We start from the raw sequence: 15,512 nt of genomic DNA, 5'->3' as shown, positions 1-15,512 counted from the left end.
GTGCCTGTCACAGGAGAGAGGGGGTTCGGGCGGGAGCGTTACGCGGGTTCGGAGAACTTGTCGTTACGCGGGTTCGGAGAACCTAGCTGTCGAAACCCAGGCCCAGCTTGTCCATGGTCTTCAGCCACAGATTGCGCTTGCCGCCGTTCTCGTCCGCGCGGGCCAGCGACCACTTGGTCAGGGCCACGCCCGTCCACGCGAACGGTTCGGGCGGGAACGGCAGCGGCTTCGTGCGCACCATCTCCAGGGACGTACGCTCCGTGCGCTCGCCGGAGAGCAGGTCCAGCATGACGTCGGCACCGAAGCGGGTGGCCCCGACCCCGAGCCCCGTATAGCCCGCCGCGTACGCGACCCGCCCCGCGTGAGCCGTCCCGAAGAACGCCGAGAAGCGCGAGCACGTGTCGATCGCACCGCCCCACGCGTGCGTGAACCGGACCCCCTCCAGCTGCGGGAAGCAGGTGAAGAAGTGGCCCGCCAGCTTCGCGTACGTCTCCGGGCGGTGGTCGTGCTCGGCGCGCAGCTTGCCGCCGAACGGATAGATCGCGTCGTAACCGCCCCACAGGATGCGGTTGTCGGCGGAGAGCCGGAAGTAGTGGAACTGGTTGGCGCTGTCGCCCAGGCCCTGCCGGTTCTTCCAGCCGACGGCCGCGAGCTGCTCCTCGGTCAGCGGCTCCGTCATCAGCGCGTAGTCGTAGACCGGGACGGTGTACGCGCGCACGCGCTTGACCAGCGACGGGAAGATGTTCGTGGCGAGCGCGACCTGCCGGGCGCGGATGCGGCCGTACGGGGTGCGTACGGCCATTCCGGCGCCGGAGGAGACAAGTTCGAGGGCGGGCGTGTGCTCGTAGACGCGTACGCCCTTCTCCAGGCAGACGCGCTTGAGGCCCCAGGCGAGCTTCGCCGGGTGGAGCATGGCGACGCCCTCGCGGTCCCAGAGGCCGCCGAGGAAGGTCGGCGAGTCGACGTGCGCGCGCAGGGCGTCGGCGTCGAGCATTTCGGAGCCGTCCGCGAGGCCGTGCTCCGCCATCTCCTCGTACATCTCGCGCAGTTCGGTGAGCTGGTGCGGCTGCGTGGCCACGTCGATCTCGCCGGTGCGCTCGAAGTCGCAGTCGATGGAGTAGCGCTTGACGGCCGCCTCGATCTCGTCGAGGTTGCGGGCGCCGAGCTCCTCCAGCTTCGCCATCTCGCCGGGCCAGCGGGACAGGCCGTTGGCGATGCCGTGCGTGAGGGACGCGGCGCAGAAGCCGCCGTTGCGGCCGGAGGCGGCCCAGCCCGCCTCCCGGCCCTCGACCAGGACAACGTCGCGGTCCGGGTCGCGCTCCTTGGCGATCAGCGCGGTCCACAGACCGCTGTAGCCGCCGCCGACGACGAGCAGGTCGCACTGCTCGTCACCGGTGAGGGCGGGCTCGGCGCGCGGCTTGCCGGGGTCGTCGAGCCAGTACGAGACCGGCTGGGCGTCCGAGAGTGACGTGGTCCAACGGGTCATGGCGCTTGGGGCCATGATTTCCAACTCCTTCAGAACGCGTGTGGGACTTTATGCCGACTGCTTGTTGCGGCGCTTTGAGACGATCATTCCGCCGAGCACCAGGAGAACGGCGACGAGGAACATCGCCGTACCGATGACATTGATCTGTACGGGCGTGCCGCGCTGCGCCGATCCCCAGACGAACATCGGGAACGTCACCGTCGAGCCCGCGTTGAAATTCGTGATGATGAAGTCGTCGAAGGAGAGCGCGAAGGCGAGCAGCGCGCCGGCCGCGATGCCCGGTGCGGCGATCGGCAGCGTGACGCGGACGAAGGTCTGCACGGGGCCCGCGTAGAGGTCCTGCGCGGCCTGTTCCAGGCGCGGGTCCATGGACATCACGCGCGCCTTGACGGCGGTCACCACGAAGCTGAGGCAGAACATGATGTGGGCGATGAGGATCGTCCAGAAGCCCAGCTGAGCACCCATGTTGAGGAAGAGCGTGAGCAGCGAGGCGGCCATCACGACCTCGGGCATCGCCATCGGCAGGAAGATCAGCGAGCTGACCGCGCCGCGCGCCCGGAAGCGGTACCGGACGAGCGCGAACGCGATCATCGTGCCGAGCAGGGTCGCCCCGATCGTCGCCCAGAACGCGATCTGCAGGCTCAGCGAGAGCGAGCCGCACATGTCGGCGACACCGCAGGGGTCCTTCCACGCGTCGAGCGAGAATTCCTGCCAGGCGTAATTGAAGCGCCCCTTCGGCTTGTTGAAGGAGAACACCGTCACGACGACGTTCGGCAGCAGCAGATACGCGAGCGTCAGCAGACCCGCGATGACGACGAATTTGCCGCGGAGCCAGCGGAAGAAGGCAGCCATCAGACGAGATCCTCCGTCCCGGACTTACGGATGTAGAAGGTGACCATGACGAGGATCGCGGCCATCAGGATGAAGGAAAGGGCCGCGGCGGTCGGGTAGTCCAGGATGCGCAGGAACTGCGTCTGGATGACGTTTCCGACCATGCGGGTGTCGGTGGAGCCGAGCAGATCCGCGTTGACGTAGTCGCCCGCCGCGGGGATGAACGTGAGCAGCGTGCCGGAGACGACGCCCGGCATGGAGAGCGGGAAGGTCACCTTGCGGAAGGTCGTGGACGGCTTCGCGTAGAGGTCGCCCGCCGCCTCGTGCAGCCGGCCGTCGATGCGCTCCAGGGAGGTGTAGAGCGGCAGGATCATGAACGGCAGGAAGTTGTAGGTGAGTCCGCAGATCACCGCGAGGGGTGTGGCGAGGACCCGGTCGCCTTCGGTCACGCCGAGCCAGCTGGTGACGTCGAGGACGTGCAGCGTGTTCAGGGCGCCCACGAGGGGGCCGCCGTCCGCGAGGATCGTCTTCCACGCCAGCGTACGGATGAGGAAACTGGTGAAGAACGGCGCGATCACCAGGACCAGGATGAGGTTGCGCCAGCGGCCCGCGCGGAACGCGATGAGGTAGGCGAGCGGATAGCCGAGCAGCAGACACAGGATCGTGGCGGAGCCCGCGTACATCACCGAGCGCAGGAAGTGCGGCCAGTAGTCGGTCAGGGCTTCCCAGTAGGTGGCGAAGTGCCAGGTGACCTTGAAGCCGTCTTCGAGGGAGCCCGTCTGGACGGATGTCGACGCCTGGTAGACCAGCGGAAGGGCGAAGAAGACGAGCAGCCAGAGGATGCCGGGCAGCAGCAGCCAGTAGGGGACGAGGCGGCCCCGCTTGCGGACTTTGCGCGGCGCCTCGTCCGGCTCTTTCGCCGGGGGCGCCTTCGTGAGGGTCGTCGTCATGCGGAGGCGTCCTCCTCGACCTTCTCGACGCCCGCCTCGATGTCCTGGGCGGGGTCCAGGCCGAAGGTGTGCGCGGGGTTCCAGTGCAGGACGACGTCGACGCCGGGGACCAGGCGGGTGTCGCGCTCGATGTTCTGGGCGTAGACCTCGAACTCGTCGCAGATCGGGCTGCGGACGACGTACTGCGTCGAGACGCCGATGAAGCTGCTGTCGGCGATGCGGCCCGTGATGCGGTTGCGGCCCGCCGGGATCTCCCCCGCGTCGTCGGCGTGCGTGAGTGAGATCTTCTCGGGGCGTACGCCGAGGATGACCTTGCCGCCCGTGGTGGTCGGCGCCGTACATCGCGCGGCGGGCAGCGTGAGCTTGCCGTCGCCGGCCTTGAGGGTGAGGTCGTCGCCGCTGCGTCCCGCGATCTCGGCCTCTATGAAGTTGGACGTGCCGAGGAAGTTGGCGACGAAGGTGGTGCGGGGGTTCTCGTAGAGGTCGGCGGGGGCGCCGAGCTGTTCGACCTGGCCCGCGTTCATCACCGCGACCTGGTCGGCCATGGTCATGGCCTCCTCCTGGTCGTGCGTGACGTGGATGAACGTGATGCCCACCTCGGTCTGGATGCGCTTGAGTTCGAGCTGCATCTGGCGGCGCAGCTTGAGGTCGAGGGCGCCGAGCGGCTCGTCGAGGAGGAGCACCTTGGGGTGGTTGATCAGGGCGCGGGCGACGGCCACGCGCTGCTGCTGGCCGCCGGAGAGCTGGTGCGGCTTCTTGCGGGCCTGCTCGCCGAGCTGGACGAGGTCGAGCATGTCGCCGACCTTGCCCTTCACGGACTTGATGCCCCGCCGGCGGAGGCCGAAGGCGACGTTCTCGAAGATGTCGAGGTGCGGGAAGAGCGCGTACGACTGGAAGACCGTGTTGACGGGCCGCTTGTACGGCGGCAGCGCCGTGACGTCCTGCTCGCCCAGGTGCACGGTGCCCGTGCTGGGTTCCTCGAGTCCCGCGATCATGCGGAGCGTGGTGGTCTTGCCACAGCCGGACGCGCCGAGCAGCGCGAAGAAGGAGCCCTGCGGCACGGTCAGGTCAAGGGGGCGGACGGCCTTGAAGGAGCCGTACGTCTTGCTGATCCCGGTGAGGCGGACGTCGCCGCCGTGTTCTTGAGCAGAGGTCATGGTGGGGTCCAGGGAAGTCGAGGGGAGGGACGGAGGCGCCCCTTCAGGGGCGCGGGGAACTGCGCGATCAGCCACGCACGGCCCGCGGGTTCAAACGGCCGCAGTCCAGCGCAGCGCTACGCACCGGTGAGCTTGGCGAACTTCTCCTCGTACGCCGTCTCTTCCTTCGGCGTCAGCGAGCGGAACCCGTGCGACTTCGCGGCCATCTCCTTGTCCGGGAGGATCAGCGGGTTGTTCGCGGCGTCCTTGTCGAGCTTCGCGAGCTCGGGGCGCACACCGTCCACGGGGCAGACGTAGTTGATGTACGCGGCCAGGCGTGCGGCCGGCTCGGGCTCGTAGTAGTAGTCGATGAGCCGCTCGGCGTTGCTCTTGTGGCGTGCCTTGTTCGGGACGAGCAGGTTGTCCGTCGACGTGATGTAGCCCTGGTCGGGGATGCGGAAGTCGATGTCCGGGTTGTCGGCCTTCAGCTGGACGATGTCCCCGGCCCAGGCCAGACACGCGGCGAGGTCGCCCTTGTCCAGGTCCGAGGTGTAGTCGTTGCCCGTGAAGCGGCGGATCTGCTTCTTGTCGACGGCCTTCTGGAGGCGGGCGATGGCCGCGTCGAAGTCGTCGTCGGTGAACTTCGCCGGGTCCTTGCCCATGTCGATGAGCGTCATGCCGACGCTGTCGCGCATCTCGGAGAGGAAGCCGACCCGCCCCTTGAGCTTGGGGTTGTCCAGGAGCTGCGACACCGAGGTGATCTCTTCGCCGTCGGTCGCCTTCTTGTTGTACGCGATGACGGTGGAGATGCCGGTCCAGGGGTACGAGTAGGCCCGCCCTGGGTCCCAGTCCGGGTTGCGGAACTGGGCGGACAGGTTGGTGTACGCGTGCGGCAGGTTGGCGGGGTCCAGTTTCTGGACCCAGCCGAAGCGGATGAGCCTGGCGGCGAGCCAGTCGGTGACGCAGATGAGGTCGCGGCCGGTGTCCTGGCCCGCCGCGAGCTGCGGCTTGATCTTCCCGAAGAACTCGACGTTGTCGTTGATGTCCTCGGTGTACTTGACCTTGATCCCGGTGCGCTTCGTGAACGCGTCCAGGGTGGGGCGGCGCTCGTCGTCGTCGACGTCCATGTACTCGGTCCAGTTGGAGAAGGAGACGCGCTTCTCCTTGTCCGAGTGGTCCTCGGACGAGACGTCGCCCTGGCCCTTGCTCGCGGCCGGGATGCCGCAGGCACTGAGTGCCCCCAGGCCACCGATGGCGAGGGCGCCGCTCGAGGAGGCCCGCAGCAGGGAGCGGCGGGTGAGGGAGGCCCTGCCGTTCCTGAGGCTGCGGTGCATGGCGGCCCGTTGGGCCGGGGAGAGGGGGTCGGGCTCGTACTGCTCCATGCGCTTGGTTGCCCTTTCGGGAGGATGGGGCCGCTGGTCGGGCGGCCTATCGGCTATCGGTCCCCGAAAATCGTGCGGTGCCAGTCCTTGCGGACGACCGCGGTGTTGTCGAACATCACGTGCTTGATCTGCGTGTACTCCTCGAAGGAGTACGCGGACATGTCCTTGCCGTAGCCGGACGCCTTGTATCCGCCGTGCGGCATCTCGCTCAGGATCGGGATGTGGTCGTTGACCCACACGCAGCCCGCCTTGATCTCGCGGGTCGCGCGGTTGGCGCGGAACACGTCGCGGCTCCAGGCGGAGGCGGCGAGTCCGTAAGGGGTGTCGTTGGCGAGCCTGATCCCTTCGTCGTCGGAGTCGAACGGCAGCACCACGAGAACGGGGCCGAAGATCTCGGACTGCACGATCTCGCTGTCCTGGGCGGCGTCGGCGATGAGAGTGGGCCGGTAGAACGCCCCGGGGTGGTCGAGCGCCTCGCCGCCGGTGACCACGCGCGCGTAGGAGCGTGCCCGGTCGACGAAACCGGCGACGCGGTCGCGGTGGACGTGCGAGATGAGGGGCCCGAGGTCGGTGTCCTCGGCGAAGGGGTCGCCGAGCCGGACGCTCTCCATGAGCTCGGCGACGCCCTCCACGAAGGCGTCGTACAGCGGACGCTGCACGTACGCGCGCGTGGCGGCCGTGCAGTCCTGCCCGGTGTTGATGAGCGCGCCCGCGACCGCGCCGTGCACGGCGGCATCGAGGTCGGCGTCGTCGAAGACCACGAAGGGGGCCTTGCCGCCGAGCTCCAGGTGCAGTCGCTTGACGGTGGAGGTGGCGATCTCGGCGACGCGCTTGCCGACGCCGGTGGAGCCGGTGAAGGAGGTCATGGCGACGTCGGGGTGCCCGACGAGCCGCTCTCCGGCATCCTGCCCGGCCCCGCTGACGATGTTGACGACACCGTCCGGGATGCCCGCCTCGGTGGCCGCCTGCGCGAAGAGCAGCGAGGTGAAGGGGGTGAGTTCGGCGGGCTTCAGGACGATCGTGTTGCCCGCGGCGATGGCCGGGAGGACCTTCCAGGCAGCCATCTGGAGGGGGTAGTTCCAGGGCGCGATGGACCCGACGACACCGATGGGCTCACGCCGTACGTACGAGGTGTGGTCGCCGGAGTACTCGCCGGCCGACTGGCCCTGGAGGTGCCGTGCCGCGCCCGCGAAGAATGCGGCGTTGTCGACCGTGCCCGGTACGTCGAACTCCCGGCTGAGCTTGATGGGCTTGCCGCACTGGAGCGACTCGGCCTGCGCGAAGTCCTCGGCGCGCTCGGCCAGTACGCCCGCGAAGCGGTGCATGGCGTCGGAGCGCTCGCCGGGGGTCGCGCCGGCCCACTCGGGGAAGGCGTGCGCCGCCGCGGCGACGGCGGCGTCGACGTCCTTCTCGCCCGCGAGTTCGTACCGGTGGATCTCGTTCCCGGTGGCCGGGTCGACGACGGCGTGGGAGCGCCCTGAGGTGCCCTTGGTCAGCCGTCCCGCGATGTACTGCGCGCCTTCCGCGAAGTGGTCCTGCGCCTGGAAGTTGTGCATGACGCTCTCCTCCGCCGTCGTCCCCGTCCCAGGGGGTCGGCGTAGCTCCAGATCGATTTGAGTGCCGATCCTGACAGAGCAGTGGTACTCCAACAAGTGATTCCGTTGTTGCCTTTTGGTTACGCGACGGAATCTGTCGACCAGGTGTCGAGTCGTCCTGGAAAACCCAGGACGGAATGTCCGTGGTGCGTGCCAGACTCGCGTGCATGACGAAGATCGACTCTGTGAACACGCTGGTCGCGGCGGTTCGGTCGGGCGAGCGTGTGAAGTATCTGCACTTCTGGGGTCACCGGCCACGGCGGGACGGGACGCTCGGTTCGAGCTGCCTGAGCCAGTGGTGGCTGTCGCCGTTCACCGTGGACGGCGTGGAGTACGGGACGGCCGAGCACTGGATGATGGCCGGCAAGGCCCGCCTCTTCTCCGACGCGAAGGCCGAGGCGGCGGTCCTGGCCGCGCGTACGCCCGCCGAGGCGAAGAAGGCGGGGCGCTTGGTGCGGGGCTTCGACGAGGCGATATGGGCGCGCGAGCGGTTCGGCATCGTGGTCGAGGGCAGCGTCCACAAATTCACGTCCACGCCCGCGCTCTCGTCCTACCTGCTGGGCACGGGGTCGCGGGTGCTGGTGGAGGCGAGCCCGCTGGACCGCATCTGGGGCATAGGTCTGGCGGCCGACGACGAGCGGGCCCAGGACCCGGAGAAGTGGCTCGGCCCGAACTTGCTGGGCTTCGCACTGATGGAGGCCAGGGAACGGTTGGGGTAGGGGTGCGGTGGTTCAGGTTCTGACGAGCGCGGATGCCGAGTAGCTGTCGCCCTCCGGGCCTGCTCCGTCTTCCTCGAACACGTCGTCCGGCACCACGATCAGCACGACCAGCAGGGCCACGCCCAGCACGATGCCCGCCGCCCCGCAGATGATCCCGGCCAGCGCCTGTCCGGGGTTCGTCGCCTCGCCGCGTCGCGCCCTGCCGCGCCCGATCGCCCCGAAGATGATCGCCAGGATGCCGAGCACGATCGCCAGGGGCCACAGGCAGAAGACGGCCGCCGAGACGATCCCGAGGACCAGCGCGGCCACGCCCATCCCGTTGGAGGGCGCCATCGGCATCGCGGGCCATCCGTAGCCGGGAGGGCCCTGCCCCTGGTGGCCCGGGTAGCCGGGATATCCGGGGTAGCCCTGCGGCCCCGGCCCGGGAACCCCGGGGTAGCCGTAGGGCAGCTGCCCCGGCCCCTCGGGCCCGATCGGAGGCGGCGGCACCGGCTCATCCTGGCCGGCCGCGGCGGGAGACGGCGCGGGAGGCGGTGACGGAGACGCGGTGGGCGCGGCCCATGGGTCCCGCTTCTCCAGCGGCACCCGTCCCGCGTCATCCTGCGGCGGAGCCCAGGGGTCCCGCCCCTCGGACCCACCCGGCCCTGCCGATCCCTCGGACATCCCGCGTCACCTCTTTCCTACGTTCCGTCATGCTACGGCCACCGCCTGGGCCGCGGGCCCGCCACTTACGATGATCCCTGACCCACCGATCAGCCGATCAATTCCGTTCCTGGGGAGGAAACCGTGACCGATCCGCGCAGCAGCACCCGAGAGCCACGCGACCCGCATGCCTTCATCGCCGGACTGCCCAAGGCAGAACTGCACGTGCACCACGTCGGCTCGGCCTCTCCCCGCATCGTCTCGGCCCTCTCCGCCCGCCACCCCGACTCCAAGGTGCCCACGGACGTCGAGGCGCTCGCCGACTTCTTCACGTTCACGGACTTCGCCCACTTCGTGCAGGTGTATCTGTCGGTCGTGGACCTCGTCCGCACCCCGGACGACGTACGCCTGCTCACGTACGAGATCGCCCGCGACATGGCCCGGCAGAACATCCGCTACGCCGAGCTGACCGTCACCCCCTACAGCTCCGTGCGGCGCGGCATCGACGACCGCGCCTTCATGGACGCCATAGAGGACGCCCGCAAGTCGGCCGAGGCGGACCTCGGTGTCGTACTGCGCTGGTGCTTCGACATCCCCGGCGAGGCAGGCCTCGAATCCGCCGAGGAGACGGCCAGGCTCGCGACCACCGACAAGCTGCGCCCCGAGGGCCTGGTCTCCTTCGGGCTCGGCGGGCCCGAGATCGGCGTGCCCCGGCCGCAGTTCAAGCCCTACTTCGACCGTGCCATCGCCGCGGGCCTGCACTCCGTGCCGCACGCGGGCGAGACCACCGGCCCCGGCACCATCTGGGACGCCCTCACCGACCTGCGCGCCGAGCGCATCGGCCACGGCACCAGCGCCGCCCAAGACCCGAAGCTCCTCGCCCACCTGGCCGAGCACCGCATCCCGCTCGAGGTCTGCCCGACGTCGAACATCGCGACGCGCGCCGTCACCACCCTCGAAGAGCACCCGATCAAGCAGTTCGTCGCCGCCGGGGTCCCGGTCACCATCAACTCCGACGACCCGCCGATGTTCAGCACCGACCTCAACAACGAGTACGCGATCGCCGCCCGCCTCCTCGACCTCGACGAGCGGGGCATCGCGGACCTGGCGAAGAACGCCGTCGACGCGTCGTTCCTCGACCCGGCGGGCAAGGCGAAGCTCGTCGAAGAGATCGACACGTACACGCGGACCTGGCTCGCCCCCTAGCGCGGCAGCACAATGGGCCCATGCGCACCGTGACAGCCGTGGCCCACCGAGGCGATCCCTACCGCGTCCGCGAGAACACCCTCCCGTCCCTGCGCTCCGCGCTCGACCGGGGCGCGGACGCGGTGGAGATCGACGTCCGTCTCAGCCGTGACGGCGTGCCCGTCCTGCTGCACGACGCGACCCTCAAACGCCTGTGGGAACTCGACCGCCCCTTGTCCGTGCTCTCCGCGGACGAGGTGCGCGGCCTCACGGAGGACGGCGTACCCACCCTGGAGGACGCCGTGGCGGCGACCGAAGGCCACCGCCTCATGGTGGATCTGCCGGACGCCACACCGGAGTCCGTGCGCGCGGTCGTCGGCGCCGTCGCCGACTGCGGGGCGTCTGAGCGCGTCTATTACTGCGCGGGTGCCCGGACGATGCTCGCGGTGCGCGCGGCGGATCCCACCGCCGAGATCGCCCTGACCTGGACGAGCCTGGCCCCGCCGCGCCACGCCGTGCTCGAGGCGATCAAGCCGCGCTGGCTCAACTACCGCTTCTCGCTGCTCGGCCGCGAGCTCGTCACACAGGTGCAGCGGCAGGGGCTGCTCGTCTCGGCCTGGACGCCGGACACAAGGCGTTCCATGCGCCGGCTCATCGGCATCGGCGTCGACGCGATCACCACCAACCGCGTCGACACGCTGCACGCCCTGCGTGTCCGGGACATGCGGCCCGACGGGGCGCTCTCGTAGCCGAACGGTTTCCTCAACTAGCTTGTGGTGCATGGGGAACAGCGACGACGACAAGCGGGAAGAGCCGCTCTTCGTGTACGAGCGCGACGAACGGGGCTATCGCGGCCATCGTCTCAATCCACGGCACCCCGTGGGCCGCATGCTGACCATCGCGCTTCTGGTCGGCGTGGTCCTCGTCATTCTGCTCATGGCGAAGTGACGGCAGGGACGGCGGCGCCGGCCGCGGCGCCGACCGCGGCCCGCGGGGCACCCGCGGCATACGCGAGCGGGGGCGCGATGGCCTGCGCGTCCGCCCCCTCCCCCACCCAGAGCCCGATGAGCAGCGCCGCCGCGGCCTCCACCAGGCCGGCCCGCTCCAGGCCGCCCGCGGCGAACGGCGCACACCCGGCGTCCCCCACCAGCTCCCGTACGACATCCAGGGCGCCCTCGTCGTCCCCGCAGAGCGGGACCGCCAGCGGCCTGCCGTCGAAGACCGGCGGGTCCATCCGCCACACGTCCTCGTGGCAGAGGTTGAACGCCTTGACGACCCGCGCTCCGGGCGCGGCGTCGGCGAGCCGTCGTGCGGCCGACGGCCCGCCCTCGGTGAGCAGGACGAAGCCCGGCCCCACCGGGTTGGAGCAGTCGATCAGCACCCGGCCGCGAAGGGCCACTTGGAGCTCGCCCGCGACCGACGCCCCCGCCGCGTACGGCACGGCGAGCAGCACCGCGTCGCCGAACTCGGCCGCCGCACGCGGTGTCCCGTGCCCCGCCGCGCCCATGCGCGCGGCGAGCGCCGACGCGCGGCCCTCGTTCCGCCCGCCGACCAGCACGTCGTGCCCCGCGCGCACCCACTGCGTACCGAGCGCGTCCGCCATGGCGCCCGTGCCGATGATTCCTATGCGCATGCCTGTCTCCGTCTCCCTCTCGTCCCGAGCCCCGGTCCATCGGGGTACGGCACGACAGTAGGAAAGCGCTCGGGCACCATTCGGTACGTGACGAACGACGATCTGCTCGCCGACTGCCGCGCCCGGCTCGCCTTCGACCTGCTCGCCAACACCTGGAACGCGGTGACGCTCTGGGCCCTGCGGCACGGCCCGCGCCGCCCGCGTGAGCTGCGCGGCCTGATCGGCGGCATCAGCCCCAAGATTCTCACCGAGACCCTGCGCCGCCTGGAGTACAACGGCCTGGTCTCGCGCCGGTCGTACGACGAGTCACCGCCCCGCGTCGAGTACGAACTCACCGCCCTGGGGCGTACGTTGCTCGACCCGATCGAGGCCTTCGGGGCGTGGGCCTTCGACCACGGCGACGAGGTGATGGCCGCGCAGGAGCGCGCCGACGGCCGTCCCGCCGCCGACGCCCCCTAGGGGAAGACCCGCCAACTCCCCCGATCTACGAGGGCCTTGCCCCCTCGGGATTCCCCGGGCCCTCGCCCCTCCCCAGTGATGATCCGGCCTGCCCGCAGGCTCACCAGGATGGACGGCACACCTTCCGCAGCCCTCCTGGAGTCACACCGTGCAGTTCCGCGCTCGTACCGCTCTCGCCGCCGCCCTCGTCATCGGCCTCACCGGCGCCGCGACCGCCCCCGCCCTGGCGCAGGCGCACACCCCGCCCGCGGCGGTCGCCTCGCAGGGGCCCGCGCCGGACGGCAAGGCCCTGCGTGCCGCGATCAAGGGCCTCCCGAACGCCGACGCGACCGCCGCCCTGGTCCGCGTCGGCGGCACGGACGGGTCGTGGCGAGGAAGTTCCGGCGTACACGACCTGGTCACGGGGAGAAAGGCCGACCCGCACGGGCGCTTCCGCGCCGGGTCGACGACCAAGATCGTGACGGCCGCCGTGGCGCTGCAGCTGGCCGCCGACGGCGAACTGGACCTCGACAAGCCGGTGCAGCACTACATGCCGGAGCTGTTCCCGAAGCAGGAGGACCCGAAGAAGAGGTTCAAGCCCGTCCCCGTGCGCAGCCTCCTCAACTACACCAGTGGTCTGCAGTCGGGCGACGGCTTCGACGACGAGTACGCCCACCGCTTCGAGACGTTGGACTACGGGAAGGTCGTCGCGTCGGCCGTCGCCAAGGGGCCGCAGCATGATCCCGGCGACGAGCAGCACTACCGCAACATCGGCTACACCGTGCTCGGCATGCTCATCGAGCGGGTCACCGGGGACTCGTACGCCGATCAGGCCGCGCAGCGGATCTTCAAGCCGCTGCATATGCGCGACACCTACTTCCCCGGGACCGAGCTCCGCATCCGCGGCCCGCACAACCGCGGATACCAGAGCGTGCAGCAGCCGGACGGCACCACCCGGCTCGTCGACATCACCGAGTGGAATCAGTACGACCGCTTCGCGGCGGGCGACATGATCTCCTCCACCGCCGACCTGGAGGTCTTCACGCAGGCGCTGTTCGACGGAAAGCTCCTGCCCAAGCCGCAGTTGAAGGAGATGCTCACCCTGCCGGAGCTGGCGCCGGGCGTCCCCAAGGCCATGTTCGGCGCGGGGCTCCAGCGGATGGAACTGGACGACGACACTGTGGTCTGGCTCAAGACCGGTTCCCGCTACGGCTACACGAACATGATCGCCTCCACCGAGAGCGGCTCACGGACCCTCGCCTACTCGGTGAACGCGACCGACGCCAAGGGGAAGGACATGAACCCGATCGCCGAGCGGATCGCCCTGGCGGCGATGCAGCGGGGCTGAGCCGAGGTCAACACGCTTACGCGACGCCCGTCATGCTCGCGAACACCGTCACGTTGTTGGGGTAGTAGTTGCGGTCCGCGTCGAACTCTCCGCCGCAGGTGATCAGGCGCAGCCCCGCGTGGTCGATGTTCTTGTAGACCTCCAGGGTGGGAAACTCCTTCTTCGGGTACTCCTCGACACGGTCCACCGCGAAGGTGGCGGTCTTGCCGTCCTCCCGCGTGACCTCGATCGTGTCCCCGGCCTTCATCGACTTCAGCTTCTTGAAGACGGCGTCAGCGCCGTTCCAGGTCACATGGCCCGCGATCACCGCCGGGCCCTTGGAGCCGGGGGTGGGGCCCGGTTCGTACCAGCCCGCCAGATCGGGATCCTTCGGCGTCGTCATCGCCCCGCCCCCGCCCTGCCCGAGCGTCTCCAGCGCGCTGGAAACTCCCAGGGAGGGGATGGCGACGCGCTGCGGAGCCGACCGGCTCAGGGCCTCGGGGACGCCCTTGTCCTGCTCGGCGGATGGCGTGGTTCCGTCGTCCGCGCTGCCCTCCGCCGTGCCCTCCCCTGCCGCGCTCTGGCGGGGAGGGGCAGGCGCGGCGGCGGTGTCGTCCGGGCCCGCGCACGCGGTGAGCACCAGAGCCGCCGCGACGGCGGCGATCGCGGCTGCGGAGGCACGTCGGAGCCCGGTCCACGCCCGCCAGGCCGAGCGGCTCACGCGGCGTCCCCGGTCTTCGCGACGGCGACCGCTGCCGGGGTCGGGACCGGAGTCGTCATGCGCCGCCTGACGAGCACGAGTGACCCCGCGGCGGCCACCGCCGCGGCCCCGGCGGCACCGGTCACGACACCGGTGGACGTACGGTCCTCCACGCCCTCCACGCCTTCCACGCCCCCTCCGGTCTCGACCCCGCCGATGGGAACGGACCCGACCGCCGCGCCCTTGACCACCCCGCAGTTGGTCGGAGCGGTGGCCTCCTGCGGAAGCTTCGGGTCGAGTTCGCTCTTGCCGGCGCCCTCGAAGTCGTACTTGCCGTTGTCGTTGGGGTCGATGCCGTGCTGCACGATGTGCAGGTCCTTGATGTGCTCGACCACGTCCTGCCCCACGGTGATGGTGCGCTTGTAGGAGACCTTGCCCTGCGCGTCGGCGACCGGCATCCGGTCCACGGCGAGGCCGCTGGCCGCGTCGGTGGCGCCGGACTCGGTCAGCGAGATGTTGATATCGCCGTAGTGGACGGTGGCCTCGGTGTTGTTCAGGACGCCGTCGCCGTTGGTGTCGTCACCGTCGTCCGGGCACTGGAAGTCGTGCCCGTCGGTGGAACCGTGCAGGTGCTGCGCCGATGGCTGCCCCGGCACCAGGCCCTCGGACTTGATCCACACGGTCAACGCGTTGCCGCGCAGGCTCAGGAGGGCTGTCCCCGTGGAGCCGGAGTCGTTCAGCGGGCCCAGGTCGATCTGGTAGGCCGGGGGGTCCGCCGCGAACACCGGGGACGAGACGACCACGGTGAGGAGAGCGGCGGGCAGAGCGGCGAGCCCCACGAGAAGGCCGGTTCGCTTGATCATCAAGTTCGTCCTTTTCCGCGGCACCCGGACGGGAGGGCCGCACGAGCCATGCAGTTACCTATGAAACGGAACGGGACTCGTGGGTGTTCAAATCCAACGTGAGAGTTCAGGTCCCGAAGGACGGAGGCATGACCATGGCGGCCGAGTGGAACTGGGAGAGCGGCGAAGGCCTGCTGGGCCTCGACGACCCCGCCGAGTGGGACGCGGCGTACGCCCGCGGCGAGCGCAGCCTCGGCACAGCCGCCATCGGCCTTGCCTTCAACTGCACGCTGGCGGAGGCCTCACCCCGCATCATCCGGGCGATGCGGCTGCCGGACCACGGCCAGCGGGGATTCGCGTACACCGCGGCGGGCACCGCGGCCCGCCTCAACAACGCACTCACCCCGCAGCTGTACGCCGCCCTGCGGGCGGAGGGTCATCGCGGCTTGGCCGAGAACGCGGTGGACGACACACTGACGTTCGTGCCGTTCCGGGACCTGCCCCCGTGGTTCAAGTGGCGCAAGGTCGCGTCGAAGGTGCGGGACAAGCTGGAGACCTGGCGGCTGAACGCCACGTACGCGGCCGAGGACATCCGCACGGCTCTGCACCGCCGCCGTTCACGACACTGATGGAAAGGAAGCATGGC

The 15,512-nt window shown here is 69.9% G+C and carries 17 protein-coding genes; 7 read left to right on the top strand and 10 right to left on the bottom strand.

The genetic code is table 11. The features are described 5' to 3' along the window. Window positions 1-82: 82 nt before the first annotated feature. The 6 genes from AB0I66_RS37890 to AB0I66_RS37865 all read right to left on the bottom strand — a co-directional run bounded on the left by AB0I66_RS37890 (window position 83) and on the right by AB0I66_RS37865 (window position 7,341). Window positions 83-1,501 (bottom strand): FAD-dependent oxidoreductase, encoded by a 1,419-nt coding sequence (locus tag AB0I66_RS37890; RefSeq protein ID WP_363212608.1) that lies wholly within the window; start codon window positions 1,499-1,501, stop codon window positions 83-85. Window positions 1,502-1,534: 33 nt separating this feature from the next. Further along, complete coding sequence (locus AB0I66_RS37885) at window positions 1,535-2,338, bottom strand: ABC transporter permease (RefSeq protein ID WP_363212607.1); 804 nt, start codon at window positions 2,336-2,338, stop codon at window positions 1,535-1,537. Continuing rightward, window positions 2,338-3,267 (bottom strand): ABC transporter permease, encoded by a 930-nt coding sequence (locus AB0I66_RS37880; protein ID WP_363212606.1) that lies wholly within the window; start codon window positions 3,265-3,267, stop codon window positions 2,338-2,340. The genes AB0I66_RS37885 and AB0I66_RS37880 overlap by 1 nt, the downstream gene beginning before the upstream one ends. Beyond that, window positions 3,264-4,424, bottom strand: a complete 1,161-nt coding sequence (locus AB0I66_RS37875) for an ABC transporter ATP-binding protein (RefSeq protein WP_363212605.1) — start codon at window positions 4,422-4,424, stop codon at window positions 3,264-3,266. The genes AB0I66_RS37880 and AB0I66_RS37875 overlap by 4 nt, the downstream gene beginning before the upstream one ends. 116 nt (window positions 4,425-4,540) lie before the next feature. Then, on the bottom strand, window positions 4,541-5,785 hold the full coding sequence (locus AB0I66_RS37870; protein WP_363212604.1) for an extracellular solute-binding protein: 1,245 nt from the start codon (window positions 5,783-5,785) through the stop codon (window positions 4,541-4,543). A gap of 53 nt (window positions 5,786-5,838) precedes the next feature. Continuing rightward, window positions 5,839-7,341, bottom strand: a complete 1,503-nt coding sequence (locus AB0I66_RS37865) for a gamma-aminobutyraldehyde dehydrogenase (RefSeq protein WP_363212603.1) — start codon at window positions 7,339-7,341, stop codon at window positions 5,839-5,841. 176 nt (window positions 7,342-7,517) lie between these two features. Here AB0I66_RS37865 and AB0I66_RS37860 point away from each other — a divergent pair, with 176 nt between their 5' ends. Next, window positions 7,518-8,099, top strand: a complete 582-nt coding sequence (locus tag AB0I66_RS37860; RefSeq protein WP_363212602.1) for an NADAR family protein — start codon at window positions 7,518-7,520, stop codon at window positions 8,097-8,099. A gap of 12 nt (window positions 8,100-8,111) precedes the next feature. On the opposite strand, the gene AB0I66_RS37855 is transcribed toward AB0I66_RS37860, so the two are convergent. Then, window positions 8,112-8,588 (bottom strand): DUF4190 domain-containing protein, encoded by a 477-nt coding sequence (locus tag AB0I66_RS37855; protein WP_363212601.1) that lies wholly within the window; start codon window positions 8,586-8,588, stop codon window positions 8,112-8,114. 270 nt (window positions 8,589-8,858) lie between these two features. Between AB0I66_RS37855 and AB0I66_RS37850 the strand changes: the two genes are divergently transcribed. From AB0I66_RS37850 to AB0I66_RS37840, 3 genes are read left to right on the top strand one after another with little or no spacing between them, the layout of a single operon-like run. Further along, window positions 8,859-9,947 (top strand): adenosine deaminase, encoded by a 1,089-nt coding sequence (locus tag AB0I66_RS37850; RefSeq protein ID WP_363212673.1) that lies wholly within the window; start codon window positions 8,859-8,861, stop codon window positions 9,945-9,947. 20 nt (window positions 9,948-9,967) lie between these two features. Further along, window positions 9,968-10,675, top strand: a complete 708-nt coding sequence (locus tag AB0I66_RS37845) for a glycerophosphodiester phosphodiesterase (RefSeq protein ID WP_363212600.1) — start codon at window positions 9,968-9,970, stop codon at window positions 10,673-10,675. Window positions 10,676-10,706: 31 nt separating this feature from the next. Continuing rightward, on the top strand, window positions 10,707-10,874 hold the full coding sequence (locus AB0I66_RS37840) for a hypothetical protein (RefSeq protein WP_363212599.1): 168 nt from the start codon (window positions 10,707-10,709) through the stop codon (window positions 10,872-10,874). On the opposite strand, the gene AB0I66_RS37835 is transcribed toward AB0I66_RS37840, so the two are convergent. Next, the gene (locus AB0I66_RS37835; RefSeq protein ID WP_363212598.1) at window positions 10,861-11,559 is read right to left on the bottom strand and encodes an NAD(P)-binding domain-containing protein; all 699 of its coding nucleotides are present in this window, start codon (window positions 11,557-11,559) and stop codon (window positions 10,861-10,863) included. The two genes, AB0I66_RS37840 and AB0I66_RS37835, sit on opposite strands and share 14 nt — an antisense overlap. A gap of 87 nt (window positions 11,560-11,646) precedes the next feature. Between AB0I66_RS37835 and AB0I66_RS37830 the strand changes: the two genes are divergently transcribed. Both AB0I66_RS37830 and AB0I66_RS37825 read left to right on the top strand, forming a co-directional pair. Further along, on the top strand, window positions 11,647-12,018 hold the full coding sequence (locus tag AB0I66_RS37830) for a helix-turn-helix domain-containing protein (RefSeq protein ID WP_363212597.1): 372 nt from the start codon (window positions 11,647-11,649) through the stop codon (window positions 12,016-12,018). 148 nt (window positions 12,019-12,166) lie between these two features. Further along, on the top strand, window positions 12,167-13,345 hold the full coding sequence (locus AB0I66_RS37825) for a serine hydrolase domain-containing protein (RefSeq protein WP_363212596.1): 1,179 nt from the start codon (window positions 12,167-12,169) through the stop codon (window positions 13,343-13,345). Between the two features lie 16 nt (window positions 13,346-13,361). Here AB0I66_RS37825 and AB0I66_RS37820 read toward each other — a convergent pair whose 3' ends face one another. After that, entirely contained in the window at window positions 13,362-14,045 is a 684-nt protein-coding gene (locus tag AB0I66_RS37820) for a class F sortase (protein ID WP_363212595.1), read from the bottom strand. Then, window positions 14,042-14,890 carry a hypothetical protein gene (locus AB0I66_RS37815; RefSeq protein WP_363212594.1) on the bottom strand — a complete coding sequence of 283 codons (849 nt, stop codon included), beginning with the start codon at window positions 14,888-14,890 and terminating at the stop codon, window positions 14,042-14,044. The genes AB0I66_RS37820 and AB0I66_RS37815 overlap by 4 nt, the downstream gene beginning before the upstream one ends. A 125-nt stretch (window positions 14,891-15,015) precedes the next feature. Between AB0I66_RS37815 and AB0I66_RS37810 the strand changes: the two genes are divergently transcribed. Then, on the top strand, window positions 15,016-15,495 hold the full coding sequence (locus tag AB0I66_RS37810) for a hypothetical protein (protein WP_363212593.1): 480 nt from the start codon (window positions 15,016-15,018) through the stop codon (window positions 15,493-15,495). The last annotated feature ends 17 nt before the right edge of the window (window positions 15,496-15,512 follow it).

The sequence above is a fragment of the Streptomyces sp. NPDC050439 genome, from assembly GCF_040655335.1.
GTDB lineage: Bacteria > Actinomycetota > Actinomycetes > Streptomycetales > Streptomycetaceae > Streptomyces.
The sequence above is the reverse complement of the archived record's forward strand: the minus strand, read 5'-3'. Positions and strand labels throughout refer to the sequence as shown.

Coding starts and splice junctions, on each gene's coding strand:
- AB0I66_RS37890 (WP_363212608.1), bottom strand. CDS start 1,501: ATGGCCCCAAGCGCCATGACCCGTTGGACCACGTCACTCTCGGACGCC.
- AB0I66_RS37885 (WP_363212607.1), bottom strand. CDS start 2,338: ATGGCTGCCTTCTTCCGCTGGCTCCGCGGCAAATTCGTCGTCATCGCG.
- AB0I66_RS37880 (WP_363212606.1), bottom strand. CDS start 3,267: ATGACGACGACCCTCACGAAGGCGCCCCCGGCGAAAGAGCCGGACGAG.
- AB0I66_RS37875 (WP_363212605.1), bottom strand. CDS start 4,424: ATGACCTCTGCTCAAGAACACGGCGGCGACGTCCGCCTCACCGGGATC.
- AB0I66_RS37870 (WP_363212604.1), bottom strand. CDS start 5,785: ATGGAGCAGTACGAGCCCGACCCCCTCTCCCCGGCCCAACGGGCCGCC.
- AB0I66_RS37865 (WP_363212603.1), bottom strand. CDS start 7,341: ATGCACAACTTCCAGGCGCAGGACCACTTCGCGGAAGGCGCGCAGTAC.
- AB0I66_RS37860 (WP_363212602.1), top strand. CDS start 7,518: ATGTCCGTGGTGCGTGCCAGACTCGCGTGCATGACGAAGATCGACTCT.
- AB0I66_RS37845 (WP_363212600.1), top strand. CDS start 9,968: ATGCGCACCGTGACAGCCGTGGCCCACCGAGGCGATCCCTACCGCGTC.
- AB0I66_RS37840 (WP_363212599.1), top strand. CDS start 10,707: ATGGGGAACAGCGACGACGACAAGCGGGAAGAGCCGCTCTTCGTGTAC.
- AB0I66_RS37835 (WP_363212598.1), bottom strand. CDS start 11,559: ATGCGCATAGGAATCATCGGCACGGGCGCCATGGCGGACGCGCTCGGT.
- AB0I66_RS37810 (WP_363212593.1), top strand. CDS start 15,016: ATGACCATGGCGGCCGAGTGGAACTGGGAGAGCGGCGAAGGCCTGCTG.